Below are 25,562 nucleotides of genomic sequence, written 5' to 3'. Positions count from 1 at the left end.
GGTGGCCCGGCGCAGCACATCGCATCCCAAGGCTCAGGAAGAGGCGTTACACAGTGCCAGAACTCACGTCGGACCGGCTCGCACAGGAGTTCCCGGGGAACGAACGGCTCGTGGCCGAGATCTACCGGAAGTACCGCGAGGACTCCGGTTCCGTGGACCGGCAGTGGGCACAGATCTTCGCCCGTCTTGAGGCCAGCACGCCCGCCGAGGCCGAGCCGAAGGCCGCCGCCCAGACCGAGCCGAAGGCCTCCGCCAAGGTGACCGAGCCGAAGGCCTCCACCAAGGTGACCGAGCCGAAGGCGGCGACCGCCCCGGCCCGGGGCGCGCAGCCCAAGGAGACCTCGGTCAGCACCGGCCCCAAGCCCAAGAAGACCCCGGCGGCCCAGGCCGTGCCCTCCGAGCCCGCCGACACCACCGCCACCACCGCGGACGAGAAGCAGGAGAAGGCCACCGTCCTCAAGGGCATGGCCAAGGCCGTGGCCACGAACATGGACGCCTCCCTGTCCATGCCCACCGCCACCACCGTGCGCGACCTGCCGGCCAAGGTGCTGATCGACAACCGCGTGGTCATCAACAGCCACCTGGCCCGCACCCGCGGCGGCAAGGTCTCCTTCACCCACCTCATCGGCTACGCCGTGGTCCGGGCGCTCGCGGCCATGCCCTCGATGAACGTGACCTACGAGGTGCGCGACGGCAAGCCCACCATGGTGGAGCCGGCCCATGTGAACTTCGGCCTCGCCATCGACCTGCCCCGCCCGGACGGCACCCGCGCGCTCGTGGTCCCCAACGTCAAGGCCGCCGAGACCCTCGACTTCCGCGGCTTCTGGAAGGCGTACGACGACCTCGTCCAGCGCGCCCGCAAGAACAAGCTGACGATGGACGACTACGCCGGCACCACGGTCTCCCTGACCAACCCGGGCGGCATCGGCACCGTGCACTCGGTGCCCCGCCTGTCCCAGGGCCAGGCCGCCATCATCGGCGTCGGCGCGCTGACCTATCCGGCCGCCTTCCAGGGCGCCGCCGAGTCCACGCTGCACGACCTGGCGATCTCCAAGACGATCACGCTGACCTCCACGTACGACCACCGCGTGATCCAGGGCGCCGGCTCCGGCGAGTTCCTGAAGATCGTGCACGGCCTCCTGCTGGGCGAGGACGGCTTCTACGACGAGGTCTTCCACTCCCTGCGCATCCCCTACCAGCCCGTCCGCTGGGCCCAGGACGTGCAGGTGAACCCGGAGGAGCAGATCGGCAAGGTCGCCCGCATCCAGCAGCTCATCCACGCGTACCGGGACCGCGGCCACCTGCTGGCCAACGTGGACCCGCTCGAGTACTCGATGGCCTACCACCCGGACCTCGACATCCGCGAGCACGGGCTGACCCTGTGGGACCTGGACCGCAAGTGGCCCACCGGCGGCTTCGGCGGGGCGAGCAGCCTGACGCTGCGCAAGATCCTCGGCGTGCTGCGTGACGCGTACTGCCGCACCATCGGCGTCGAGTACATGCACATCCAGGACCCGGCCGAGCGCGCCTGGTTCCAGGAGAAGCTCGAGCAGCCGTACGCCAAGCCCACCCGCGAGGAGCAGCTGCGCATCCTGGGTCGCCTCAACGCCGCGGAGGCGTTCGAGACGTTCCTGCAGACCAAGTACATCGGCCAGAAGCGCTTCTCCCTGGAGGGCGGCGAGTCCCTCATCCCGCTGCTGGACGGCATCCTCGGCGACGCCGCCGACGCCGGGCTGGACGAGGTCGCCATCGGCATGGCTCACCGCGGTCGCCTGAACGTGCTGACCAACATCGCCGGCAAGACCTACAGCCAGGTCTTCCGCGAGTTCGAGGGGGCCACCCCGGGCGGCGCCTCGGGCTCGGGCGACGTGAAGTACCACATGGGCACCGAGGGCACCTTCGTGTCCGACGCCGGCAACAGCACCCGCGTGTACCTCGCCGCCAACCCCTCGCACCTGGAGGCCGTGGACCCGGTCCTCGAGGGCGTCGTGCGTGCCAAGCAGGACCGCCTCGACCTGGGCGGTCAGCGCCCCGACTCCTTCTCCGTGCTGCCGATCCTGGTGCACGGCGACGCGGCCTTCGCCGGCCAGGGCGTCGTGACCGAGGTGCTGCAGCTCTCGCAGCTGCCCGGCTACCGCACCGGCGGCACGATCCACGTGATCGTGAACAACCAGGTGGGCTTCACCACGCCGCCGACCCAGGCACGCTCCGCGGTGTACTCCACCGACGTGGCCAAGACCATCCAGGCCCCGATCTTCCACGTCAACGGCGATGAGCCGGAGTCCGTGATGCACGTGGCCCAGCTCGCCTTCGAGTACCGCCAGCGGTTCAACAAGGACGTCGTCATCGACCTCGTCTGCTACCGCCGCCGCGGCCACAACGAGGGCGACGACCCGTCGATGACGCAGCCGCGCATGTACAACCTCATCGAGCAGAAGCGCTCCACCCGCAAGCTGTACGTCGAGTCCCTCGTGGGCCGCGGCGACATCACGCAGGAGGAGGCGGACACCGCCCTGAAGGACTACCAGCAGCAGCTCGAGCGGGTCTTCGCGGAGACCCACGAAGACGCGCCCACCTCCGGAGGCGAGGGCATCCGCCCGGCCGAGGACCGGGACGCGGTCCCGGAGGCGCCGGCATCCACGGCCATCTCGGCCGAGACGCTGCGGGCCATCGGGCAGGCGCACATCGACGTGCCCGAGGGCTTCACGGTCCATCCGAAGCTCGCGGCCCTGCTCGAGCGCCGCGCCAAGATGGCCGTCGACGGCGGCATCGACTGGGGCTTCGCCGAGCTGGCGGCCTTCGGCTCGCTGCTCGTGGAGGGCGTGCCGGTCCGCCTGGCGGGCCAGGACTCCCAGCGCGGCACCTTCACGCAGCGCCACTCGGTGTTCCACGACCGGATCACCGGCGAGACGTGGGCGCCGCTGAAGCACCTTTCCGAGGACCAGGCGAAGTTCTGGGTCTACAATTCGCTGCTGTCCGAGTACGCCGCCCTCGGCTTCGAGTACGGCTACTCCGTGGAGCGCTCCGACGCCCTCGTGCTGTGGGAGGCCCAGTTCGGCGACTTCGTGAACGGCGCGCAGACGATCATCGACGAGTTCATCTCCTCGGCCGATCAGAAGTGGTCGCAGACCTCGTCCGTGGTCCTGCTCCTCCCCCACGGCTACGAGGGACAGGGGCCGGACCACTCCTCCGCCCGCATCGAGCGCTTCCTGCAGATGTGCGCCGAGGACAACATGCGCGTGGTCAACCCCTCCACGGGCGCGAACCACTTCCACCTGCTGCGCGAGCACGCCTACGCCCGCCCGCGTCGGCCCCTCATCGTGTTCACCCCGAAGCAGCTGCTGCGCCTCAAGGCCGCCGCGAACTCGGTGGAGGACTTCACCGAGGGCCGCTTCCAGCCGGTCATCCCGGACGCCGGGGTGGACGCCAAGGACGTCACGCGCGTGCTGCTGGTCTCCGGCCGGCTGTACTACGACCTGCTCGCCCGCCGCGAGAAGTCCGGCGACACCTCCACCGCGATCGTGCGGGTGGAGCAGCTCTACCCGCTGCCGCTCGACGAGATCCGCACGGCGCTCCGCGCCTACCCGGACGCCGACGTCGCGTGGGTGCAGGACGAGCCCGCGAACCAGGGCCCGTGGCCGTTCATGGCACTGAACCTCGTGCCGCAGCTCGACCGCCCCGTGACCCTCGTGTCCCGCCCGGCCTCGGCCGCGACCTCCGCGGGCACCAAGGGCCGCCACGACCAGGAGCTCGGCACGCTGCTGGACGCCGCCTTCGGCCGCTGACCCGGACCGAGCCTGCGCCGCCGCCGCACCCTCCGGTGCGGCGGCGGCGCCGGATCGGCCGACGAAAGGACACACTGTGCACAACCGCCGGATCCGGATCGCCGCCGTCGGCGAGCAGCTGCTGGCCGGTGCGGGCGACGCCCGCGCCATCGGCTGGTGGGGCCGCGTGCTCGCCCGCACCCAGGCCCCCGACGTGGAGCTGGAGAACTACGTGCTGGCCGTGCCGCACGAGACCACCGAGGACCTCAACGAGCGCTGGTGGGGCGAGGCCTCGCGTCGCTTCTCCGAGGAGACGGAGAACCGCCTCGTCGTGGCCCTGTCCGACGCGGACCTGGACCTGGAGGCCACCTCGACCGCCCGTTCGCGGCTGAACCTGGCCAACGTCCTGGACACCGCCTCGCAGCGGAACATCCCGGTGCTCGTGGTGGGCCCCACGCCCACCCTGGACGAGCAGCGCAATGCCCGGCTCGCCGAGCTCAACGCCGCCTACCTGGATGTGGCCGACCGGCGCAACCACGTGTACGTGGACACGTTCACCCCGCTGGTGGGCCACGAGCAGTGGCGCTCGGACCTCGCCTCCGGCCAGGGCCGGCCGGGCCAGGCGGGCCACGGGCTCATCGCGTGGCTCGTGCTGCACCGGGGCTGGTACCAGTGGCTCGGTCTGCCTGAGCCCACGGCGTGATGTGACAGAATGGACCACCGACCGACTCGTTGAAGGGAGACGTCATGAGCAAGCGTGCACGCAAGCGTCGCGACCGCCGCAGGAGCGGCGCCAATCACGGCAAGCGTCCCAACGCCTGATCCGCTGATCGGCGTCGCGGACCGGCCGGGTGCCACCCGGCGACCGCAGACCACGAAGGGCCGTCCCCTCAGGGGACGGCCCTTCGTCATCGTCGGGGCGCCCGATCGGGTGCCCTCGGGTCCGCATGTCGCGGTGTCAGCCCCAGGTGACGGTCGTCGTCGAGACCTGGGTGATGCGGGTCATGATGGTGGCCCGCAGCTGCGCGGGCGCCTTCTCCTGGCAGCACCGACGCACCGCCGAGCGGATGAGCTCCTCGAGCTCCTTCTGGTGCCGGCAGTCCGGACAGTCCGCCACGTGGGCGCGCACCTGCTCGATGTCTTCGGGCGTCAGGGCACCGTCCAGGTACTGGTACAGCCGCTCCAGGGAGGCGTCCTGGGCGTCGCGGCACTCATTGCCGTGCTGGTCCGCGGTCATCGCGTGGCCTCCTTCGTGCTCGTCTCGGTCTGCTTCGTGCCGCCGCGCCCGGTCTTCTTCTTCGGCTGGGCCTTGATGCCGCGCGCGGCCGCGTAGTCCGCGAGGCGCTCGCGCAGCTGCTTGCGGCCCCGGTGCAGCCGCGACATGACGGTGCCGATCGGCACGTCGAGGATCTCGGCGATCTCCTTGTAGGCGAAGCCCTCCACGTCCGCGAAGTACACGGCGAGCCGGAACTCTTCCGGGATCGCCTGCAGGGCGTCCTTCACCTGGGAGTCGGGGAGCCGGTCGAGGGCCTCCGTCTCGGCGGAGCGCAGGCCACCGGAGGTGTGCTCGGCGGCCCGGGCCATCTGCCAGTCCTCCACCTCGGGGTTGTCCGCCTCGAGGGGCTGGCGCTGCCGCTTGCGGTAGAGGTTGATGTACGTGTTCGTGAGGATCCGGTAGAGCCAGGCCTTGAGGTTGGTGCCGGGCCGGTACTGGTGGAACGAGGAGTAGGCCTTCGTGTACGCCTCCTGGACCAGGTCCTCGGCGTCCTGCGGGTTGCGCGTCATGCGCAGCGCAGCGGAGTACAACTGGTCCACGAACTCGAGGGCGTCACGCTCGAACCGGGCACGGCGCTGCTGTTCGGACTCGGCGGCGACGTCGATGTCGGCGCGGTCGTGCTCGGGGGCGTCCTCGGGCCGGGCGAATTCCGGCCGGCTGTTGTCAGTGCTCATCGCGGGCCAGTCTACGGTTTGGGTTTGGGAGGGACGCGTCAGCAGGGCGGCGCTCATGCGGGGCTCCTCTCCGGCTGCGGTCCTCGGCGAGCGGGACCGGTGCGCCGTCACGGGTGCAGGGTCGCCCAGTGGAGCGCCAGCAGCGTTCCAGGTATTCCCCCGAGACAGGCCGACCCCGGCCGACCGACGCCCGATAGGCTGGTCCGGTGACCCGCCCCACGCGTGCCGCCGCGCACTCTCCCGCCCCCCGTCCCGACGCCGCCGAGACCTGGCCCGCGCCCGTGGCCCGCGGCCCGGTGCGCGGAGACGTGCGGCTGCCGGGATCGAAGTCGCTGACGAACCGGCACCTCGTGCTCGCCGCCCTCGCCGACGGCCCCTGCATCCTGCACGGCGTCCTCGAGTCACGGGACACGGCACTGATGCGCACGGCGCTCACCGCGCTCGGGGCCCGGTTCGAGCCCCTGTCCGACGGCGGCCTGCGCGTGCATCCGATGCCGGTCGGCGAGCCGCTGGCCGGTGATGTCGCCGTGGACTGCGGACTGGCGGGGACGGTCATGCGCTTCGTCCCGTTCGTCGCCGCGCTGCGGCCCGGCCGCGTCCGCTTCGACGGCGACGCCGGCGCGCGCCTGCGCCCGATGGCCCCGGTCCTGGACGCGCTGCGCCAGCTCGGGGTGGCCGTCGTCGAGGAGGGCGAGCCCGGGCGCCTGCCCTTCACGATGACGACCCGCGCGGACGCGGCCACGGTGGCCCCCGACGGCGACGTGCCGGAGGTCGCGGTCGACGTCTCGGGCTCCTCCCAGTTCCTGTCCGCCGCACTGCTGGCGGCCGCGGGGATGCCGCGCGGTCTCCGGCTGCGGCACACCGGGGAGACCGTGCCGAGTCCGGAGCACGTCGCGATGACCGCCGGGGTGCTGCGCGCGCTCGAGGTGGACGTCGCGGAGACGGGTCCCCGGGCGTGGACCGTGGCCCCGGGGCGCATCCCGGGGCACGAGGCGGCCGTCGAGCCGGACCTGTCCAACGCGGGCCCCTTCCTGGCCGCCGCCGTGGCCACGGGCGGCTCCGTGACGGTGCCGGACTGGCCGACCCGCACGACGCAGATCGGCGACCGCTGGCGGCGGATCCTGCCGCAGTTCGGGGCGAGCGTGGCCCTCACGGTCGACCGCACGGACCGCTCCCGCGGCCGGCTCACGGTGACCGGGGCGGTCCACGACGACGGCGCGCCCCGCATCACCGGCGCCGGTGAGATCGCGGACACGGCCGAGCTCGCCCCCACCGCGGCCGCGCTCGCCCTGCTGGCCTCCGGGCCCACCCGCCTGACGGGGATCGGCCATCTGCGGGGTCATGAGACGGACCGGCTCGCCGCGCTCACCGCCGAGGCCGCCCGCCTGGGGATCACCGTGGACGAGGGAGAGACGTCGCTCGGCTTCCCGGGCACGGACGCGTCGGGGCCGCTGTCGCCCGCCGCCCTCGAGACCTACCACGACCACCGGATGGCGACCTTCGCCGCCGTCGTCGGCCTGCGCGTGCCGGGGACCGGCATCGTGGACGTGGCGACCACCGCGAAGACGATGCCGGACTTCCCCGCACTGTGGACCGCGCTCGTGGCACCCGGCGACGCGGCCGAGGAGGCCCGCTGATGGCCCGGCGCCTCGATCCCTCGGCGTGGGACGAGTCCGATGTCCGGGTGCGCCCGTCCAAGCGCGGCACCCGCCCGCGCACCAAGGAGCGGCCCAAGCACGAGGACGCGCAGGTCGGCATGGTGACCACCGTGGACCGCGGCCGGTACGCCGTGGTGCTGCCCGAGCGCCTGGACGAGCGGATCACGGCGATGCGCGCCCGCGAGCTGCGCCGCACGCCGATCGCCACGGGCGACCGGGTGGCCGTCGTCGGGGACCTCTCCGGGGACGAGGGCACGCTCGCGCGCATCATCCGTGTCGAGGAGCGCAGCACGGTCCTGCGCCGGTCGGCGGACGACTCGGACGAGGTCGAGCGGGTGGTGGTGGCCAACGCCGACCTGCTGGTGATCATGGTGGCCGCGGCCAATCCGGAGCCCCGGACCGGCTTCATCGACCGCGCCCTCGTCGCCTGCTACGACGCCGACATCCACCCGGTGCTCCTCATCACGAAGACCGACCTGCGTGATCCGGACGCGCTGGTGGCGCACTACGAGGCGCTGGACCTGGAGGTGATGACCTCCGGTGCGGCGACCTTCGAAGCCGAGACCGGGGACACCGCCCTGGACGCCTCGCTCGTGGCCCGGGTGGCCGAGCGGCTGATCGGGCACACCAGCGCGTTCGTGGGGCCCTCCGGCGTCGGCAAGTCCACGCTGCTGAACGCGCTCACCGGCGCGGAACGGGCCACCGGCCACGTCAACGCCGTCACCGGCCGGGGCCGGCACACCTCCTCGTCCGCGCTCGCGCTGCCGCTGACGGGCGACGTCGGCGCCCCCCTGCCGGACACCTGGGTGGTGGACACCCCCGGCATCCGGTCCTTCGGGCTGGGCTGGGTCGAGCCGGACCGCGTGGTGGAGGCGTTCGACGACCTCGCCGGCGGACTGGCGGACTGCCCGCGCGGCTGCACCCACACCGCCGACTCCCCCGGCTGCGGCCTGGATGCATGGGTGGCCGCGGGCCACGCCGGCCCCTCGGGAGCGGCACGCCTGGCTTCGCTGCGGCGTCTGCTGGGCAACCGGCTGGCCCCCTCGGGGGCGGAGGACGCGGCGTCGTCCGAGGACTGAGGCGGCCCGCGCGGTATAGCGTGGGCGGCATGGAGCGACCTGAGAACCCTGCGACCCGCGGCCGCGACCTCACGGAGGACCTGCGGCTGGCCCACATGCTGGCGGACAACGTGGACTCGATCACGATGTCCCGGTTCAAGGCCCAGGACCTCGAGGTCAGCACCAAGCCCGATCTCACCCCTGTCACGGATGCGGACCGCGCCGCCGAGGAGTCCATCCGCTCGACCCTGTCCCGTGCCCGGGCGCGCGACGGCATCGTGGGTGAGGAGTTCGGCGGATCTCTGAGCCGCTCCGGCCGGCAGTGGGTGGTCGACCCCATCGACGGCACCAAGAACTTCGTGCGCGGCGTGCCCGTGTGGGCCACCCTCATCGCGCTGCTGATCGACGGCGAGCCCGTCGTCGGCGTCGTCTCCGCCCCCGCCCTGCACCGTCGCTGGTGGGCCGCGGCCGGCCAGGGCGCCTTCGCGGGCACCTCGCTCACGCGTGCTCAGCGGATCACCGTGTCCGGCGTGGATCGGGTCGAGGACGCGTCGCTGTCCTTCTCCTCGATCGAGGGCTGGCGCGAACGCGGCTCGATCCGCGCGTTCCTGCAGCTCACCTCGGACGTGTGGCGCGTGCGCGGCTTCGGCGACTTCTGGTCCTACATGCTCGTCGCCGAGGGCGCCGTGGACATCGCGGCCGAGCCCGAGCTCGAGCTGCATGACATGGCCGCGCTGGTGCCGATCGTGCGCGAGGCCGGCGGCCGCTTCACCTCGCTGGACGGCGAGGACGGCCCGTTCGGCGGGCACGCGCTGGCCACGAACGGCCTGCTCCACGACGACGTCTTCGCCCGCCTGCGCACGGGTGACGAGACCGAGGACGGCGCCTGATGGCCGCGCGGGGGGAGCCGACGGCCGACCGGAGGGGCGGGCTCGGGACAGATCGCCGGCCCGGCACTGCGGGTGCGGTGGCCCTCGGCGGTGCCGCGGGCGTGCTGTGCGGTGCGGGGGTGATGAACGCGGTGACCGCGCTGGCCGGGGCGCCCAACTTCCGCGGCACGTTCGGCGCCGCGTTCGGGGTGGTCGACGTGCTCGTCCAGGCCCTGCCGCTGTTCGTGGTGAACGTGCTCGGCTCGTTCCTGCTCGGCCTGCTGTGGGCGGCCTCGCGACGCCGCGGGCCGGACTGGCGTCCCCGCCTGGTGGCGGGGCTGGGAACCGGCTTCCTCGGTGCGTTCACCACCATCTCCAGCGCCGTCGCCCTGGTGCTGTGGCCGGTGCGGCTGGGCGCCGCGGCGTCCGGGGCGGGTGGCGTCCTCACCGCGGCGGCATCGGTGCTGCTGGTGCTCGCGCTGATGGCTGCGCTCTCGACGGCGGCAGCCGTGCTCGGCCTGCGCGCCGGGGGCGCCCCGGGGTCGCGTGTGGTCGGGACGGATCGTTCGGAGGAGGACGCATGAGCGGCGCGGGATACGAGGTCTTCGCTCTCTTCCAGGTGGCCCTCCTGGCCTGCCTCGCGGCGGGCGGGGCGCTCGGCGCCCTGGCGCGCGGGCGCCTGACCGACCGGCTCGGCCCCCGGGGTCTGCTCACCGCCAACACGACGGCGGCCCTGCTCCTCGGCGTCACCGTCGGCCTGGCCGTGCCGGAGCTGGTGGACGCGTCCGGGGGCTGGGGCGACGGGCAGGGGCTCATGCTCGTCGCGGCGGTGTCCGCCGTGGTGTCCGGGTTCTGCCTCGCCCTGGGGACGTGGTCCACCGTGGCCGCGGAGGCCGCCGACGCCGTGCTCGCCCGTCGATGGGGCGCGGCCGCCCGCCTGTGGGCCGCGCATCTGGGGCTGGGGCTGGTGGCCGTCGTCGTCGGCTGGGGCGCCGGCCTGGGCCTGCACGCGGTCCTGGCCGGCTGAGGGGCGGGCCGCCGCACACTGGGCGCAGACACGACGAAGGCCCCGGAATCGTGACGATTCCGGGGCCTTCCCGTGGTGGTGAGTGGAGCCGGCGGGAATTGAACCCGCGTCCGATGTGGTGTTGCCGGGTCTTCTCCGGGCGCAGTCTGCTGTGGGTGTTGCTCGGTCCTGGCCGTCCCGCAGACGGGCGGCCAACCCGGACCCAGCCGGATTGATGTCGGCGTCACGACCCCCGGCGAGGGTGACGCCCAGTGGCTATCTAGCTGACGCCACGGTCCGAGGCGACAGCGACCTCGGGGTGACGGACTCGATCACTGATCAGGCAGCGAGAGCGAAGTCAGTGCGCTTGGATTCGGCACTTATTGGTTTGCAGAGAGCGTTTGACGAGATGACTCTGCATCCTCGGCCCGCTTCTCCCGACGCGACACACACCGTCGAAACCGATCGGCCCCAGGGGGGCGACTCCTCTATGAGGTTGTCAATCACCACTGCAGGCGGAGGGCGCGGAGCCCGCCGGTCCTGAAACCGGGCCTGCGAGAGATACAACGTAGCACGCCCCCCGAGCATTCCCAAGGGGCCCGCCGCGCTCAGGCCACGCCGGCGCGCCGGTTGCGCATTCGCATCGCCCGCTGGGCCTCGCGGTTGTCCTGCTGCTCGCGCAGCTTGTGCCGCTTGTCGTACTCCCGGTTGCCGCGCGCGACGCCGATCTCCACCTTCACGCGCCCGTTCAGGAAGTACAGGGACAGCGGCACGATGGTCAGGCCCGGATCCTGGATCTGCCGGGAGATCTTCGTCAGCTCGGCGCGGTGCAGCAGCAGCTTGCGGCGGCGGCGGGCGGCGTGGTTGGTCCACGAGCCGTTGAGGTACTCCGGGATGTAGACCTGCTCGAGCCACAGCTCGTCCCGGTAGAAGACCGCGAAGCCGTCCACGAGCGAGGCCTTGCCCTCGCGCAGCGACTTCACCTCGGTGCCGGTGAGCACCATGCCGGCCTCGTACGTGTCGAGGATGGTGTAGTCGTGGCGCGCCTTCTTGTTGTTGGCGATCACCTGGCGTTCGCCGGGGGCCGGCTGCTTGGTGGCCTTGCCCTTGCTGTTCTTGCCCATGGCCTCACGTCCTTCCAGCGTCCACGGCGACGGCCGCGCCCCGATCAGGGCGCGGCCGTCCAGTCTATCCCGTGCCGGTCCGGTGCCCGCCGGGGCGGTGCGCCGGGGCCGCGGGGCGGCGTCGTCGGCTCAGTCCACCGGCGCGCCGGTGAGCGCGCGGACCTGCTCCTCGGTGACGCCGGGCGCGGTCTCCACGAGCGCCAGGCGGGGCTGTTCCGGGGTGCCGACGACGTCGATGACGGCCAGGTCCGTGATGATGCGGTCGACGACGGCGCGGCCGGTCAGCGGCAGGGTGCACTGGTCGACGATCTTGGGGGTGCCGTCCTTGGACACGTGGTCCATCATGACGATCACGCGGCCGGCGCCGTGGACGAGGTCCATCGCCCCGCCCATGCCCTTGACCATCTTGCCGGGCACCATCCAGTTGGCCAGGTCGCCCGCGGCGGAGACCTCCATGCCGCCCAGGACGGCGACGTCGATCTTGCCGCCGCGGATCATGCCGAAGCTCAGCGCGGAGTCGAAGAAGGACGCCCCCGGGTTCACGGTGACGGTCTCCTTGCCCGCGTTGATCAGGTCGGGGTCCACGGCGTCCTCCGTGGGGTACGGGCCCGTGCCGAGGATGCCGTTCTCGGACTGCAGCACCACGGACCGCCCGGCGGGGATGTGGTTGGGGATCAGCGTGGGCATGCCGATGCCGAGGTTGACGTAGGCACCGTCCGGCAGCTCCTGCGCGGCGCGGGCCGCCATCTGGTCGCGGCTCAGGCCCTGGGGACGCCCGGTGGTCTGCTCGCTCATGCCTGCTCCTCCCCCGACGCGCGCACGGTGCGCTTCTCGATCCGCTTCTCGATGTCCGTGCCGACCTCCACGATCCGGTGCACGAAGACGCCGGGCAGGTGCACGTCGTCCGGGTCGATCTCGCCGGGCTCGACGAGCTCCTCCACCTGGGCGATGCACACACGGCCGGCCATGGCCGCGGGCGGGCCGAACTGGCGGGTGGCCTTGCGGAACACGAGGTTGCCGTGGCGGTCGCCCTTCCACGCGTGCACGAGGGAGAAGTCGGTGACGATGGAGCGTTCGAGCACATAGGTCTCGGGCTCGTCCGGGGTCTGGCTGAGGTAGCCCTCGCCGAGCACGAACGTGTCCGTGGGCTTGGCCTGCGAGGACTTCACCACCGTGCCGTCCGCGTCGTAGCGCATGGGCAGGCCGCCTTCGGCCACCTGGGTGCCGACGCCGGAGCGGGTGTAGAACGCCGGGATGCCGGCGCCGCCGGCGCGGAGCTTCTCCGCGAGGGTGCCCTGCGGGACGAGCTCCACCTCGAGCTCGCCCTCGAGGTACTGGCGGGCGAACTCCTTGTTCTCCCCCACATAGGAGGAGGTCATCTTCCGCAGCCGGCGCGCGCCGAGCAGGATGCCCAGGCCCCAGCCGTCCACCCCGCAGTTGTTGGACACGACGGACAGGTCCGTGGCGCCCTGCTCGAGCAGGGCCTCGATGAGCTGCACGGGGTTGCCGGAGAGTCCGAAGCCGCCGACGGCCAGGGACGCGCCGTCCGGCACGTCCGCCACCGCCTCGGCGGGCGTGGCCACGGTCTTGTCGAGAGCCATGTCCGGGGTCCTTTCTGTCAGGGGCGGTCCGTCAGCGGAAGAGGATCAGGGCCTCGCCCTGGCCGCCGCCGCCGCAGAGCGAGACGGCCGCGCGGCCCCCGTCGCGCCGGTCGAGCTCGAGGGCGGCGTGCAGGGCCAGCCGGGCACCGGAGGCGCCGATCGGGTGGCCCAGGGCGATGGCGCCGCCGTGGATGTTGGTCTTCTCGTGCGGGTAGTCGAGGTCGCGCAGGGACTGCACGGCCACCGCGCCGAACGCCTCGTTGATCTCGATGAAGTCGAGGTCGGCCACGTCCCAGCCCTGCTTCCGCACGGCGGCGTTGATCGCGTCGGAGGGCTGCGAGTGCAGCTGCGAGCTGTCCGGGCCGGCGGTCTGGCCGGGTGCGCCCACCGTGGCGAGGACCGTCAGGCCCTTCTCCTCGGCGAAGGCCCGCGAGGTCACCACGAGGGCGGCGGCGCCGTCGGACAGGGGCGAGGAGTTGCCGGCCGTGATCGTGCCGTCCTTCGCGAACGCCGGCCGCAGGGCGCCCAGCGACTCGGCGGTCGTGTCCGGGCGGACCCCTTCGTCCTGGGAGACGACCAGCGGGTCGCCCTTGCGCTGCGGCACCTCCACCGGGGCGATCTCGCCCTCGAAGACGCCCTCGGACTGGGCCCGGGCGGCCCGCTGGTGCGAGGCCGCGGCGACCTCGTCCTGCTCGGCGCGGGCGATGTTCCGCTCGCCGTTGCCGGACTCGGTCAGCTCGCCCATGGCCTCGTGGCTCAGGGAGTCGGTGAGGCCGTCCCACGCGACGGCGTCGAGCATGGTGGCCGGGCCGTACTTGAAGCCCTTGCGCGCGCCGGGCAGCAGGTGCGGGGCGTTGGTCATGGACTCCTGACCGCCGGCCACCACCACGTCCGCCTCGCCGAGGCGGATGAGACGGGCGGCGTCGATCACGGCGGTGAGGCCGGACAGGCACACCTTGTTGATCGTCATGGCCGGGACGTTCCACGGGATGCCCGCGGCGAGCGCGGACTGGCGGGCCGGGTTCTGCCCCGCGCCGGCCTGCACGACCTGGCCCATGTAGACCATGTCCACGTCCTCGGGGGCCACGCCGGCGCGCTCGAGCGCGTGCGTGATCGCGTGGGCGCCCAGGTCCACGGCGCGCAGGTCGGCCTGCTGCGAGAGCAGCCGGGTGAAGGGCGTGCGGGCACCGCCCACGATCACGGCGTCGGTGGGCTGAGGCTGGGGCAGCTCGGCGGTCATGCGGTCCTCCTGGGACGTTCAACTCGGTTCATCACGATTCACTCAAATGCAGTCTATGACCCCGGTCACAGGCGCGCCAGGCGGCGACGCATCCATGACGACGCGCCGCGGGGCAGGGACCACGACGGCCCGCACCCGCCGGCTGCGGGCGCGGGCCGTCGTGGGGACGTCCGGGGATCGGGCCGGCGCCTCAGAGACCCTGGCCGGTCGGCGAGACGAGGATCTTCACGGCCGTCTCGTTGTGGTGGATGAGGGTCTCGAAGCCCTGGTCGACCAGGTCGTCGAGGCCGATCTTGCCGGTGATGAACGGCGTGAGGTCCACGGCGCCGTCCTCGACCATGCGGATGGTGTCCGCGTGATCGTTCGCGTACGCGATGGTGCCGCGCAGGTCGATCTCCTTCATCACCAGCTTGTGCAGGGCCACGGCGGGCTCGTGGCCCCAGATGGACTCGTTGACGATCACGCCGCCGGAGCGCACCGCGTCCAGCAGCATGTCCAGCACCACGTCCACCGAGGTGCACTCGAAGCCCACGTCCGCGCCCTGGCCGTCGTGCAGTTCGCGGATCTTGGCGGGCACGTCCACCTCGCGCGGGTCGAAGGCCTCGTCCACCACGCCGGCCTCGAGCACCTTCCGGCGGCGCAGCTCGGAGAGCTCGGAGACGTACACCGTCAGGCCCTTGCCCTTGAGCACGGCCGCGGTCAGCGCGCCGATGGGGCCGGCGCCGCCGATCAGCGCCACGCCCGACGTCGGAGAGCCGGCCCGCACCCACGCGTGGTGGGCCACGGAGAGCGGCTCGATGAGCGCGGCCTGGTCGAGGGGCACGGAGTCGGCCACGGGGTGGACCCAGCGGCGCTGCACCGCGATCTGCTCGGCCAGTCCGCCGCCGTCGCCGCCCAGGCCGATGAAGTTCATGTCCGGCGCGAGGTTGTAGTCCGGTCGGTCCCGGTCCTCCTCGCGCACGATGTACGGCTCCACGACGACCTTCTGGCCGACCTCGAGGTCCGTGACGCCCTCGCCCAGGGCGGCGACGGTGCCGGACATCTCGTGGCCGAGCGTGACGGGGGCGGCGTCGCCGGAGATCGGGTGCGGGTGCCCGGCCGGCGGGATGAAGATCGGGCCCTCGAGGTACTCGTGCAGGTCCGTGCCGCAGATGCCGCACCACGCGACGTCCACGAGGACCTGCCCCGGACCGGCCGTGGGCGAGTCGATCTCCTCGATGCGGATGTCCTTCTTGCCGTGCCAACGGGCGGCGCGCATGGTCATGCTGTTCGACCTCCTGGGTGGGAATGGAGTCGGCTGCCGGACCGGCGCGCGGGGGCGCCTGCCCGGTGCTTCGAGCATCCCACCGGGCCGGTCTCCCGGGCCAGGCCCGAGGTCCCGGCGGGGGCTGGAACGACGACGCCGGCCCGCGCCTCGCTGCGGAGGTGCGGGCCGGCGTCGTGGTGGCCCGGGCGGCGGGGCCGCGCCGCGGGACTCAGTCCTCCTGGGCGGCCTTGACCTGCTCGGCGCGCCAGCGGATCCCGGCGTCCACGAAATCGTCGATGTGACCGTCGAACACGGAGGAGGGGTTGCCCTCCTCGTGGCCCGTGCGCAGGTCCTTGACCATCTGGTACGGGTTCAGCACGTAGGAGCGCATCTGGTCGCCCCAGGACGCCTTGACGTCGCCGGCCATCTCCTTCTTCTTCGCGTCCTCCTCGGCCTTGCGCAGCAGCAGCAGGCGGGACTGGAGCACGCGCAGGGCGGCGGCACGGTTCTGGATCTGCGACTTCTCGTTCTGCATGGACACGACGATGCCGGTGGGCAGGTGCGTCATGCGGACGGCGGAGTCCGTGGTGTTCACGGACTGGCCGCCGGGGCCCGAGGAGCGGAACACGTCCACCTTGATGTCGGACTCGGGGATCTCGATGGAGTCGTCCGACTCGATCAGCGGCACCACCTCGACCGCCGCGAAGGACGTCTGGCGGCGGCCCTGGTTGTCGAAGGGGCTGATGCGCACGAGGCGGTGCGTGCCGGCCTCCACGGAGAGGGTGCCGAACGCGAAGGGCGCGTTGACCTCGAAGGTGACGGACTTCAGGCCGGCCTCCTCCGCGTAGGAGGTGTCCATGACCTTGGTGGACCAGCCGCGCTGCTCGGCCCAGCGCAGGTACATGCGCATGAGGGTCTCGGCGAAGTCGGCCGCGTCCACGCCGCCGGCGCCCGCGCGGATGGTCACGACGGCGTCGCGCTGGTCGTACTCGCCGCTGAGCAGCGTGACGACCTCGAGTTCCTCCAGGGCCTTGCGGATGGAGGTCAGCTCCTGGTTCGCGTCGTCGAGGAGGGAGGGCTCGTCCTCCTCCGCGGCGAGCTCGACCATGGTCTCCAGGTCCTCGATGCGGCTCTCCAGGGAGGTGATGCGCTTGAGGTCCGTCTGACGGTGGGAGAGCTTGGAGGTGACCTTCTGGGCCTCCTCCGGGTCGTCCCAGAGGTCCGGTGCGGAGGCCTGCTGCTCCAGTTCGGCGATGTCCGCCTTGATGCGGTCGAGGTCCGAGACCTGCTCGATGGAGGCCAGGGTGTGGCGCAGGGAGTCGATCTCCGCGGAGAAGTCAGTGTCAGCCATGATTCGGCCAGCCTACCGCGTGGGGTGGACGCCGGTCGTGTGCCAGCGCCGGATCACCGCGGCGACGGCCTCGGGCTCCGCGACGTGCGGCCAGTGGCCCGGGCCGACGTCGACGACGGTGGTGTGCTCGGTGACCGCGTCCAGGTCCCGCTGGTGGACGTCCCGGGTGCTGCGCACGTACAGGGTCGGGATCGTGATGCCCGCCCAGAGGGCACGGGTGTCCGCGGCGAGGACGGCGGCCCAGAGCTCGCGCATCGGATGGTCCGGCGTCGCGTCGAGATCGGCCAGGATCCGCTCGCGCCACGGCTCCGGGACGAGAAGGTCGCGTGCGAGCGAGGCGCGGAGCATGCTCCGCCAGTCCGAGCGGGCGGCGAGGCGGGCCTTGTCCGCCCGGGCGGCCAGGGCGGTGTCCGTCACCGGGACGTTCGAGTCGATGACCACGAGGGCGCGGGGTCGCACCAGCCCGTCGGCGACGGCGCGCAGCGCGATGACCCCGCCCGTGCTGTGGCCGATCAGCAGCCCCGGCACAGGGCCGGCCTGCGCCGCCCAGGTGCGGGCCGCGTCGAGGACGGGGTCCGCATCGGTCGCCGGCCGTGCGGCCCGGGGGCGGTCCTGACCGCCGGCGTCCGTGCCCGGGTGGCCGGGCAGGGCGGGCGAGACCGCGAGGTCGGCCGCGGCGCCGAGCGCGTCGGCGAGGGGCTCGAAGTGGGCGGGTCGGCCACCGATGCCGTGGAGGAAGCGGATCACCGGGCCAGGCTAGTGCGACTGCTGCCCGTCGCCTCCAGGGGGACCGACAGGGGCAGTGTGCCCGCGAACGGGCCGGTCATGGCGAACAGATCGGCCCGGGCGTCGAGGGTGACGACGACGGTGGTGCCGTCGTCGGCCACGCGGGCGTTCATCCCGCCGAGCCCGGGGACGGCCTCGCGGGCGCCGACGGCTGCGAGGTGTGCGCTGGCGGAGGCGGCGACGTCGTCGTCGGAGAGCACGACGCCCGGGTCCTCCCCCAGCCGGAAGCCGAGCTCCTCTGCCCCGGCGACGGCGGCCGAGTCCGCGAGCGACTGCAGGCGACGGTGCTGCAACTGCACGGTGGTGACCGCGAGCATGACCAGCATGAGGGCCACGAGCACGGCGCACAGGCCGGCGGTGAGGACGGTGGTCTGCCCGTCGTCGCGACCCAGGCGAGCAGTGAGGAGGCGGCGCATCAGAACCTCGGCACCGTCTGGCGGGCGTCGGAACCCACCGTCACGGGGGTCAGCGACCACGCTGCCGGCGTGAGGGGGACGGGCACCGCCACGTCCACCCGCACGGCGACGACCTCGCCCGGTTCGAGCGTGCCACAGCCGCCCTGATCGCAGCCGACGGTCAGGTCGTACTGGCCGGCGCCCACGCCGTAGTCGGCGAGCGTGAGCTCGACGGTGGCGTGGGCGGCGCCGGCGCTGGGGTGCTCGGCCTCGGCGACCACGGCCTTGACGGCCTGGTCCGCGGCGGCGACCGAGGCGAACGCCGCGGCCTGGACCTGGGAGACGTAGATCATCAGGTACACCACGGGGATCAGCAGGACGAGGGTGAGGCCCAGGAATTCGACCGTGGCCGCCCCCCGCTCGTCGCGGACGTCATTGACGGAACGCATGACCGCTCACCTCCACGGGGATCGGGCCCGGCAGGAACCCCAGGCCGGGCAGCGAACTCGAAACCGTGACCCGAAGGACCGGGACCCCGTCCTGACTGGTGAGCTCCGCGGCGACGTCGGCCCCGGACTGGCCGGGCACGCCGGCCGAGAGCAGCTCCCGAGCCCGCTGGACGCCGTCCTCGGGGCTCCGGTCCGCGAGCGCCCCGTACCGGGCCCCGGCGGAGGCGGCGTCGATCATCACGTTGCGTGTGTGGATCACGACGCCGGCCTGGAGGAGCGCGGCGAAGAGCAGGACGACCAGGGTCATCACCATGGTGGACTCGGCCACCGCGGCGCCCCGGTCGTCCCGCCAGCGGACGCCCGTGTGGCCGCCACGGGGCGCCGGCGCGCCGTGGGCAGCACCCCGGGGCATGCTCAGCCGCCCTGGGACACCTGGGAGATGGCCTGGTTGAACAGTCCCTCGAGCGCCGGCAGGGCGAGGGCCAGCAGGCCGGCCACGAGCACGGCGGACATGAGGGTGATCATCACCCAGCCGGGGACGTCGCCGCGCTCGTCGCGGACGTCGTCGTGGATGAGGGCGCGCAGGGCGGCCAGGACGGTGATGGCGTGGTGGTGGAGCATGGTCCCCTCCTCGGGTGGCCGGCCGCCCGTGCGGCCGGGGTGGATGGTGATGGTGGGTGGACGGATGGACTATTCAGTTGTGGGTCTTCAGAACCCCAGGCGCATCAGGGAGATGCCGGGGAAGACGGCGAAGATCACCGTGAGCGGGAGGATGCCGAACACGAGGGGCACCATCATCTGGATCTCCTTCCGGCCGGCGGCCTCCATGAGCTCGCGGCGACCCATCTCACGCACGTCCTGGGCCTGCGCGCGCAGGACGTCGGCGAGGGGTGTGCCGCGGTCCAGCGCGATGAGCACGCCCCCGATGAACCGTTCGACGGGGGCCAGCTGCACGCGCCGTCCCATGGCCTTGAGCGCCGCGGACAGCGACGCCCCGGCACGCATGTCGGCGAGCGTGACGCGGAACTCGCCGGCCAGCTCCCCGCGCGCCGTCCCCGCGATGCGCTCGAGCGCTCCAGCGGCGCTCTCCCCCGCTCCCACCGAGAGGGCGAACAGCTCGGCCACGGACGGGAACTCGGAGAGGATGGCCTCGCGCCGCCGTCGCGCCCGCAGGGAGAGCAGCTGGTCTCGGAGCAGGAACCCGGCCATGCCGCCGGCGATCACCAGGGCGACCCCCGTGATCACCGGCACGCGGCCCGTGACGGTGAGGCTGAGCGCGAGGACGGCCGCCACGGCGGCCCCCGCGGCCGCGCTCAGGACCTGCTGGGCGCGGAAGTCCGTCGACGTGACCGCGAGCCCCGCGGCGGCCAGCTTGCGGTCGAGCGCCACCCCGCCCGGGGAGATGCGCTGGACCCAGCCGACCCCGGCCTGCACCACGGGATCGAGGATGCGTCCCCACGCTCCCCAGGGCGAGGCGCCCGCACGTTCCTCCTCGAGGAGGCGGGAGGCCGGGATGTGGTGGCGCAGCTGCGGTTCGACCCGTTGCTCGAGGCTGGGGCGCCAGCCCACCGGCTGGGTGACCAGGATGAGGAGCAGTCCCGCCCCGAGGGTGAGGCCCAGGAGCGCGGCCCAGATCAGCGCGGACGTCATGCGAACACCCGCTTCTCCCGGGGCAGCGCGCCGATGCGGAGCATGACGCGGTAGCAGACGACGGAGGCCACCATGCCCGCGAGGAGCACGGCCCCGCCGGCGGCGGACCGGTAGGCCGCGACCGCGGCGGGCTGGGTCCCCAGCAGCAGGAGCACGAGCCACGGGGCGCACACCGCCAACCGGGCCGCGTTCACGGTCCACGACTGCCGTGCCTCGAGCTCGGCGCGGATGCGGGCGTCCTGCCGGAGGAACTCGGAGAGGGTCTGCAGCAGACGGCCGATGTCGGCGCCGCCGACCTCGCGGGTCAGGCGCAGCGAGACCACCAGGCGGTCCGCGACGGGGTCGGCCATCCGGGCCTTGAGCCGGTCCAGTGCGTCCACGAAGCGGGCTCCGGCCCGGTAGTCCCGGGCGAAGTGCTGGAACGGCTCGCGCAGCCCCTCCGGCCCGGTCTCCCCGAGCTGGATGAGCGCCTCCGGGAGAGTCAGGCCCGCGCGGATGGCCGACCGGGCGTGGTCGATCGCGTCCGGCCACAGCTCGCGCAGTGCCGTGGACCGCCGACGGGCCTGCCAGGACAGCAGCAGCCAGGGCACGGCCGCCCCGAAGACGGCGAAGCACGCGGCGATGGTCCACGTGCCGGTCAGCGACAGGACGAGCAGCCCGACCACGAGACCGCCGACGGCCATGGCGGACACGACGCCGGCCGGGCTGAGGCGCTGGATGCCGGACTGGGCGATCAGCACACGCAGGCGCGAGTCGGTGCGGGCGGCCTCGGGTCTCTCCGTGGGAGGGGACCAGAGGGACCACCACAGCAGGAACAGGCCGCAGCCGAGCGCGAGCCCCAGCAGCGCGGCCATCAGCGGAGCCCCACCAGCTCGTGGACGTCCACGCCGCGACGGGCGAGCGCCTCGAACTCCAGGTTCGCACCCTCGTTGAGGCGCAGGTCGCCCTCGGTGTCGCGCTGGAAGAGCGCCGACGTCTCGATGACCCCGCCCTCCACCCGTGAGCCGACGGTGAGGATCTCCCGCACCCGCCGGCGGCCCTGGCGGTCGCGCTCGCAGTGCACGACGACGTCGATGCACGTGGCGACCGTCGGGACGACGAAGTCCCGGGAGATGTTCTCCCCTGCCAGCAGGGGCAGCGTGCAGAGCTTCGTGAGCGCGTCCGCGGCCGAGTTCGCGTGGATCGTGCACATGCCGGCCAGGCCGGAGTTCAGCGCGACGAGCATGTCCAGTGCCTCGGCCTCGCGCACCTCGCCGACGATCAGGCGGTCCGGGCGCATCCGCAGCGCCTCCTTGACGAGGCGGCGCAGCGGGATCTCGCCGTGGCCCTCCAGGTTCGGCTGGCGGCACTGCAGCCCGACGACGTCGCGCACCGGGATCTGCAGCTCGAAGATCTCCTCCACGGTGATCACCCGCTCCCGCGGGCCGATGGCCGAGGCCAGGCAGTTGAGCAGGGTGGTCTTGCCCGCCTGGGTGGCCCCGCTGACGAGGATGTTCATGCCCGCGTCCACGGCCGCGTCCAGGAAGCGGGCCGCCGTCGGCGTGAGGGAACCGCCCCGGACGAGGTCGTCCAGCCGGCGCGCCCGGGCGATGAACTTCCGGATGTTCACGGCCCAGTGCCGCCGCGTGATGTCGGGGATGGCCACGTGCAGGCGCGAGCCGTCCGGCAGGGCCGCGTCGACGAACGGCATCGACAGGTCCAGCCGCCGGCCCGAGGACTTCAACATGACTTCGACGAGGTCCTGCACCTCCTCCTCGGTCAGGACGATGCCCGTCAGCTCGGAGCGGCCGGACCGCGCGCAGTAGACGGCGTCCGGCGCATTCAGCCAGATCTCCTCCACGGAGGGATCGTCCATGAGCCGCTGGAGCGGCCCGAGGCCCGCAATGCGGTCGAACAGGTCCTGCCGCGCCGCCACGGGATCCTCCAGGTCCGGCAGCGAGCTGACCATCGCGCGGGACTCGTAGTCCGCGGCCGCGTCCTGGATGAGCGTCAGGACCCGGGCGTGCTCACGCTGCGGGTCGATGCCCTGCCGCCGGACGATCTCCCGGATCTCGTCCTCGAGAATGCGCACCGCATCCATGTGTCCCTCCTGTGCCCGATTCGGCGCCATCCCCAGCGCCGCACACGTCTCGATCAGGAAGATACCCCGTTCCGTCGTCGCGTGTGGTCCAGGACACCATGACTGTGGACAACGTGGCGGCGGACCCGTTCGACGGGGAGTTGTCCACAGGCCGCCCGAACTGCCATCAGGCCGTGGCAGGGTCGTCCCCAGGCGGCCGGACGGGCCGGTCGCCGGTCTCAGGAGGGAGGGGCGGGGATGGCCTGGAGCGTACGGATCCTGGGCGGAGCCGCTCCCGAGACATGGCGGGTGGAGCACTTCCCCGCCGACGCGGACGAGCAGGACCGGGCGGTGCGGGAACATTTTCCCGCCCGGTCGCTGCGCCGGTGCGCTGCCGGGCCGCGCAGCGTGACGTACGCGGAACGGGTCGGGAGTGCACCGGCCCGGGGGCCGGAGCTCGCGGTGGTCACCGAGCACGGACCCGACGCCGGCCGCCTCGTCCCTCTCGGGGAGGACGGGTTGAGCGTGGGACGCGGTGGGGCGCGGCTGCTGCTGGACGACCCCTCTGCCCCGTCGCGGCCGATGCGTCTGCGGCTCGCGCCCACCGGGCTGCACATCCACGACGGCCCTCGGGGCACCGGACGCCTGTGGGGCGGCCGGAGCCCGCTCCCGGTGGGCCGGACCGCCCTGGGTCTGGTCCGCGGGCCCGGGGCCGCCCTGCCACGGCCGATCACGCCGGAGCCGCCCACCGTCGACCTCGGATCTCCACCGGCCCGGCAGTCCGTCGTGATCCCGCTGGTGGCGGCCCTGGGCCCGCTGGTGCTCGGGGTCGCCCTGGTCCTGATGATGGGCAACCCGATGTTCCTGCTGTTCGGCGTGCTGTCCGTGACGGTGGCGCTGGTCATGCTGGCGATGCAGCGCCGCACCCGGCTGCGGCATGCGCGGCTGCTCGCCGCCCGCGCGGACGCGGTCGTGCGTCGGCGGGCTCGGGCGGCACTGAGCCCCGGTGCGGTGGCCCGCGCCGTCCGCTCCCGCGCGACGGACCGCTTCGGGTTGACAGCGGGCGCCGACGAGGCCGTGGCGGTCTCGTGGGGTTCCGGCGTCGGGGCGCTGTCCCTGTCGCGGGACGACCCGGACGAAGCATGGGTGGAGGCCGTCACGTCGCGGCGCACCGTGATGACGACGTCACCGCCGGAGTCGCGCGCCGTCGTGGCCGGGCCACCGCGCGATGTGGCCGGGGTTTGCCGGTGGGCGGTGTTCCAGCTCCTGCGGCACGCGGTGGCGGCCGATGGCGCGTTCGTGGTGGAGGCCGGTGGCGTCCGCCGCACCTGGTGGTCGGGCGCCTCCGGCCCGCAGCTGCTGGTGACGGCCCCTGAGGACGCGGCACTGGATCCGGCGTGGCGAGCGTGGCGGGCCGCCATCGGCGACGACGCGGGGACGATGGCCACGGCCCGGACGGATCTGCCCTGGACGCGGTACGACTTCACCGGGCCGCCGCCTGCGCCGGGGGACACCGTCGTCGATCTGCGCGGGTGCACCGTCGTGGTCCCGGCCGAACAGCAGCGCTTCGAGGACGTGGCCGCCGACGGCCTCGCCGACGGCACTCTGGTCGCCTGGCTGACCGAGCTGGCCGACGACGTCGTGGACCTCGGCCTGCTGCCCACCGACGACGGGGACGGCACGCTCACACCACCGGGGCAGGTGGGCACCCGTGATGCCGTCGACGGGCTCACCGTGACCCTCGCCCGGGGCGGCGACGAGACGGGCGTCGTCGAGATGGACCTGGCCGCCGACGGTCCGCACCTGCTCATCGCGGGCACCACGGGATCCGGGAAGTCGGATCTCCTGCTGTCCCTCCTGCTGGGGGCCGCGGCGCACCACCCGCCGGCCGAGGTCGCGTTCCTGCTGCTGGACTTCAAGGGCGGCGCGTCGTTCGGTCCGCTGGGTGCGCTCCCCCACACGATGAGCCTGGAAACCAACCACGTGGGAACGGCCTCGTTGCGGGCGCTGAGCGCCATTCGGGCGGAGCTGCATCGCCGTGAGGCCCTCTTCGCGGAGGCCGGGGTCAGCGATTACCCCAGCTTCCGCCGCCGCCATCCGGACGCGGCGCTGCCTCGGCTCGTCGTGGCGATCGACGAACTGCGCGTGCTCGTGGACGACCACCCGGACGCGGCCGCCGTCCTGCAACGTCTGGCCGCCACGGGCCGTTCCCTCGGCTTCCACCTCATCCTGGCCACGCAGCGGGCCACGGGTGCGGTGGGCTCGGACCTGCGCTCGAACCTGGGCAGCACGATCGCCCTGCGCACCGCGACGGAGCAGGAGTCGTGGGACCTGGTGGGCACGGCCGCCGCGGCCCGACTCGACCCGCGCCGCCCCGGCTCCGCGATCCTCTCGACGGCGGGGCGCCCGACGGTCTCGTTCCGCGCGTCCCAATGGACGGTCGACGGCGGCACGCCCGTGTGGCGACGGCTGGGCGAGGCCGCGGCCACCCCGGCCATCGCCCCCTGGGAGGCCGTCGTCGCGGTCCTGGTGGAGAACTACGCTGCGGGTGACTGGCCGACACCCCCGCCCGTGGTCACCCCCGCCCTGCCGGAACGCTGGGTGCCGTACCGCGGTCGCCGGGCCGAGGCCACGGCCCTGGCCCTGCTCGACGACGCGGCCCACGGCCGGCACCGTCCCTGGCGGTGGCCGACCGGCGCAGAGGGACGCACCGCGTGGATCGTCGAGGCCGCGGGGGGTCGCGCGGAGACGCTGGCCGCCGTCGTCGAGGTGGCGATGCGCAGCGGCGGGCCGGTGGCCGTGCTGGACGGCACCGGGGAGGCCGCCGCGACCGCGCGGTCCGGGCTGCCGGTGCTGACCCCGGACGCCGAGGGGGCCGGGGAGGCCGTCCTGGAGTGTCTGCACGAGCTCGCGGCCGACGGCGGTACAGCAGTGATCACGGGCTGGAACGCCTGGTCTGGCCTGCGCGTCGGGGACACCTACCGCACGGTCGAGGAGGACGTGCACGGCTGGCTCGGCCGTCCGGCCGCCGCCGGGCTGCGGTTGGCGGTGTTCGGCGGCCGCGAGCTGGCGACGGGCCGGCTGCTGCTGCACCTGCCCCACCGCTTCTTCGTGCCGGCCGGGACGAACGCCGAGCACCGGCTCGTCTGGCCCCGGCTGACCGAGGTCGAGCCCCTGCCGGGCCGGGCCGTGCACATCAGTCCCGCCGTCCCCGAACCCGGGATGCCCTGCCAGCTCGCGTTTCCCGCTTCGGCGTGACCGCACTGTCGGCGATGCCCGTGTCACCGCCGCGGAACGGTGGACTCAGCTCCGACGCCCACTCCGTGAGGCGTTCTGCGTCGAACGTGGACGCCGCG

25 protein-coding genes and 1 other RNA gene are annotated in these 25,562 nt (G+C 73.1%); 9 read left to right on the top strand and 17 right to left on the bottom strand.

Annotation, left to right across the window (positions count from 1 at the left end; translation table 11 throughout):
- The first annotated feature begins 53 nt into the window (after positions 1–53).
- From AC3RKA_RS03660 to AC3RKA_RS03650, 3 genes are all read left to right on the top strand, one after another.
- Positions 54–3,785 carry a multifunctional oxoglutarate decarboxylase/oxoglutarate dehydrogenase thiamine pyrophosphate-binding subunit/dihydrolipoyllysine-residue succinyltransferase subunit gene (locus AC3RKA_RS03660; protein ID WP_431794087.1) on the top strand — a complete coding sequence of 1,244 codons (3,732 nt, stop codon included), beginning with the start codon at positions 54–56 and terminating at the stop codon, positions 3,783–3,785.
- A gap of 76 nt (positions 3,786–3,861) precedes the next feature.
- Positions 3,862–4,467 carry a GDSL-type esterase/lipase family protein gene (locus AC3RKA_RS03655; RefSeq protein ID WP_144824240.1) on the top strand — a complete coding sequence of 202 codons (606 nt, stop codon included), beginning with the start codon at positions 3,862–3,864 and terminating at the stop codon, positions 4,465–4,467.
- Between the two features lie 44 nt (positions 4,468–4,511).
- Positions 4,512–4,586 carry a 50S ribosomal protein bL37 gene (locus AC3RKA_RS03650; protein WP_100069119.1) on the top strand — a complete coding sequence of 25 codons (75 nt, stop codon included), beginning with the start codon at positions 4,512–4,514 and terminating at the stop codon, positions 4,584–4,586.
- A gap of 136 nt (positions 4,587–4,722) precedes the next feature.
- On the opposite strand, the gene rsrA is transcribed toward AC3RKA_RS03650, so the two are convergent.
- Complete coding sequence (gene rsrA, locus AC3RKA_RS03645) at positions 4,723–5,001, bottom strand: mycothiol system anti-sigma-R factor (protein WP_060774639.1); 279 nt, start codon at positions 4,999–5,001, stop codon at positions 4,723–4,725.
- The gene (locus tag AC3RKA_RS03640; RefSeq protein WP_036314006.1) at positions 4,998–5,714 is read right to left on the bottom strand and encodes a sigma-70 family RNA polymerase sigma factor; all 717 of its coding nucleotides are present in this window, start codon (positions 5,712–5,714) and stop codon (positions 4,998–5,000) included. Before AC3RKA_RS03640 ends, rsrA begins: the two co-directional genes overlap by 4 nt.
- A 206-nt stretch (positions 5,715–5,920) precedes the next feature.
- Here AC3RKA_RS03640 and aroA point away from each other — a divergent pair, with 206 nt between their 5' ends.
- The 5 genes from aroA to AC3RKA_RS03615 are packed head-to-tail and all read left to right on the top strand — an operon-like array spanning position 5,921 to position 10,326.
- Positions 5,921–7,351 carry a 3-phosphoshikimate 1-carboxyvinyltransferase gene (gene aroA / locus AC3RKA_RS03635; protein WP_489727512.1) on the top strand — a complete coding sequence of 477 codons (1,431 nt, stop codon included), beginning with the start codon at positions 5,921–5,923 and terminating at the stop codon, positions 7,349–7,351.
- Positions 7,351–8,451, top strand: coding sequence for a ribosome small subunit-dependent GTPase A (gene rsgA, locus AC3RKA_RS03630; RefSeq protein ID WP_489727511.1), 1,101 nt, complete (start codon positions 7,351–7,353; stop codon positions 8,449–8,451). The genes aroA and rsgA overlap by 1 nt, the downstream gene beginning before the upstream one ends.
- A gap of 29 nt (positions 8,452–8,480) precedes the next feature.
- Positions 8,481–9,320, top strand: coding sequence for a histidinol-phosphatase (gene hisN / locus AC3RKA_RS03625; protein ID WP_489727510.1), 840 nt, complete (start codon positions 8,481–8,483; stop codon positions 9,318–9,320).
- Positions 9,320–9,883 carry a FluC/FEX family fluoride channel gene (locus tag AC3RKA_RS03620; RefSeq protein WP_431794083.1) on the top strand — a complete coding sequence of 188 codons (564 nt, stop codon included), beginning with the start codon at positions 9,320–9,322 and terminating at the stop codon, positions 9,881–9,883. The genes hisN and AC3RKA_RS03620 overlap by 1 nt, the downstream gene beginning before the upstream one ends.
- A complete protein-coding gene (locus AC3RKA_RS03615) occupies positions 9,880–10,326 on the top strand; it encodes a CrcB family protein (RefSeq protein ID WP_098471435.1) in 447 nt (148 codons plus the stop codon). Before AC3RKA_RS03620 ends, AC3RKA_RS03615 begins: the two co-directional genes overlap by 4 nt.
- An 80-nt stretch (positions 10,327–10,406) precedes the next feature.
- Here AC3RKA_RS03615 and ssrA read toward each other — a convergent pair.
- The 15 genes from ssrA to AC3RKA_RS03540 form a co-directional block, all read right to left on the bottom strand.
- Positions 10,407–10,778, bottom strand: a transfer-messenger RNA (tmRNA) gene (gene ssrA, locus AC3RKA_RS03610).
- A gap of 135 nt (positions 10,779–10,913) precedes the next feature.
- Complete coding sequence (gene smpB / locus AC3RKA_RS03605) at positions 10,914–11,429, bottom strand: SsrA-binding protein SmpB (RefSeq protein WP_004167668.1); 516 nt, start codon at positions 11,427–11,429, stop codon at positions 10,914–10,916.
- A gap of 129 nt (positions 11,430–11,558) precedes the next feature.
- The gene (locus AC3RKA_RS03600; protein WP_489727509.1) at positions 11,559–12,224 is read right to left on the bottom strand and encodes a CoA transferase subunit B; all 666 of its coding nucleotides are present in this window, start codon (positions 12,222–12,224) and stop codon (positions 11,559–11,561) included.
- Complete coding sequence (locus tag AC3RKA_RS03595) at positions 12,221–13,030, bottom strand: CoA transferase subunit A (protein ID WP_060974329.1); 810 nt, start codon at positions 13,028–13,030, stop codon at positions 12,221–12,223. The genes AC3RKA_RS03600 and AC3RKA_RS03595 overlap by 4 nt, the downstream gene beginning before the upstream one ends.
- 31 nt (positions 13,031–13,061) lie before the next feature.
- A complete protein-coding gene (locus tag AC3RKA_RS03590) occupies positions 13,062–14,270 on the bottom strand; it encodes an acetyl-CoA C-acetyltransferase (RefSeq protein WP_489727508.1) in 1,209 nt (402 codons plus the stop codon).
- Between the two features lie 190 nt (positions 14,271–14,460).
- Positions 14,461–15,528, bottom strand: coding sequence for a 2,3-butanediol dehydrogenase (locus tag AC3RKA_RS03585; protein ID WP_489727599.1), 1,068 nt, complete (start codon positions 15,526–15,528; stop codon positions 14,461–14,463).
- A 217-nt stretch (positions 15,529–15,745) separates the two neighbouring features.
- Positions 15,746–16,867: a peptide chain release factor 2 gene (gene prfB / locus AC3RKA_RS03580; RefSeq protein WP_144826078.1), complete on the bottom strand. Its 1,122-nt coding sequence runs from the start codon at positions 16,865–16,867 to the stop codon at positions 15,746–15,748.
- Positions 16,868–16,879: 12 nt separating this feature from the next.
- Complete coding sequence (locus AC3RKA_RS03575; RefSeq protein WP_489727507.1) at positions 16,880–17,614, bottom strand: alpha/beta fold hydrolase; 735 nt, start codon at positions 17,612–17,614, stop codon at positions 16,880–16,882.
- A complete protein-coding gene (locus tag AC3RKA_RS03570) occupies positions 17,611–18,069 on the bottom strand; it encodes a pilus assembly protein TadG-related protein (protein ID WP_489727506.1) in 459 nt (152 codons plus the stop codon). The genes AC3RKA_RS03575 and AC3RKA_RS03570 overlap by 4 nt, the downstream gene beginning before the upstream one ends.
- Positions 18,069–18,497, bottom strand: coding sequence for a hypothetical protein (locus AC3RKA_RS03565; protein ID WP_489727505.1), 429 nt, complete (start codon positions 18,495–18,497; stop codon positions 18,069–18,071). Before AC3RKA_RS03565 ends, AC3RKA_RS03570 begins: the two co-directional genes overlap by 1 nt.
- The gene (locus tag AC3RKA_RS03560; protein WP_489727504.1) at positions 18,481–18,909 is read right to left on the bottom strand and encodes a TadE/TadG family type IV pilus assembly protein; all 429 of its coding nucleotides are present in this window, start codon (positions 18,907–18,909) and stop codon (positions 18,481–18,483) included. Before AC3RKA_RS03560 ends, AC3RKA_RS03565 begins: the two co-directional genes overlap by 17 nt.
- 2 nt (positions 18,910–18,911) lie before the next feature.
- Complete coding sequence (locus tag AC3RKA_RS03555) at positions 18,912–19,118, bottom strand: hypothetical protein (RefSeq protein WP_004167681.1); 207 nt, start codon at positions 19,116–19,118, stop codon at positions 18,912–18,914.
- Positions 19,119–19,205: 87 nt separating this feature from the next.
- Positions 19,206–20,147: a type II secretion system F family protein gene (locus AC3RKA_RS03550; protein WP_004167682.1), complete on the bottom strand. Its 942-nt coding sequence runs from the start codon at positions 20,145–20,147 to the stop codon at positions 19,206–19,208.
- Positions 20,144–21,001, bottom strand: coding sequence for a type II secretion system F family protein (locus AC3RKA_RS03545; protein ID WP_406905611.1), 858 nt, complete (start codon positions 20,999–21,001; stop codon positions 20,144–20,146). Before AC3RKA_RS03545 ends, AC3RKA_RS03550 begins: the two co-directional genes overlap by 4 nt.
- Entirely contained in the window at positions 21,001–22,227 is a 1,227-nt protein-coding gene (locus AC3RKA_RS03540) for a TadA family conjugal transfer-associated ATPase (RefSeq protein ID WP_004167684.1), read from the bottom strand. The genes AC3RKA_RS03545 and AC3RKA_RS03540 overlap by 1 nt, the downstream gene beginning before the upstream one ends.
- Positions 22,228–22,464: 237 nt before the next feature.
- On the opposite strand from AC3RKA_RS03540, the gene AC3RKA_RS03535 reads away from it, so the two are divergent.
- Positions 22,465–25,464: an FtsK/SpoIIIE domain-containing protein gene (locus AC3RKA_RS03535; RefSeq protein ID WP_431794052.1), complete on the top strand. Its 3,000-nt coding sequence runs from the start codon at positions 22,465–22,467 to the stop codon at positions 25,462–25,464.
- Positions 25,465–25,562 lie beyond the last annotated feature (98 nt).

The sequence above is a fragment of the Micrococcus sp. iso_229 genome, assembly GCF_058072725.1.
This window is presented reverse-complemented; position numbering and strand designations above follow the sequence as displayed.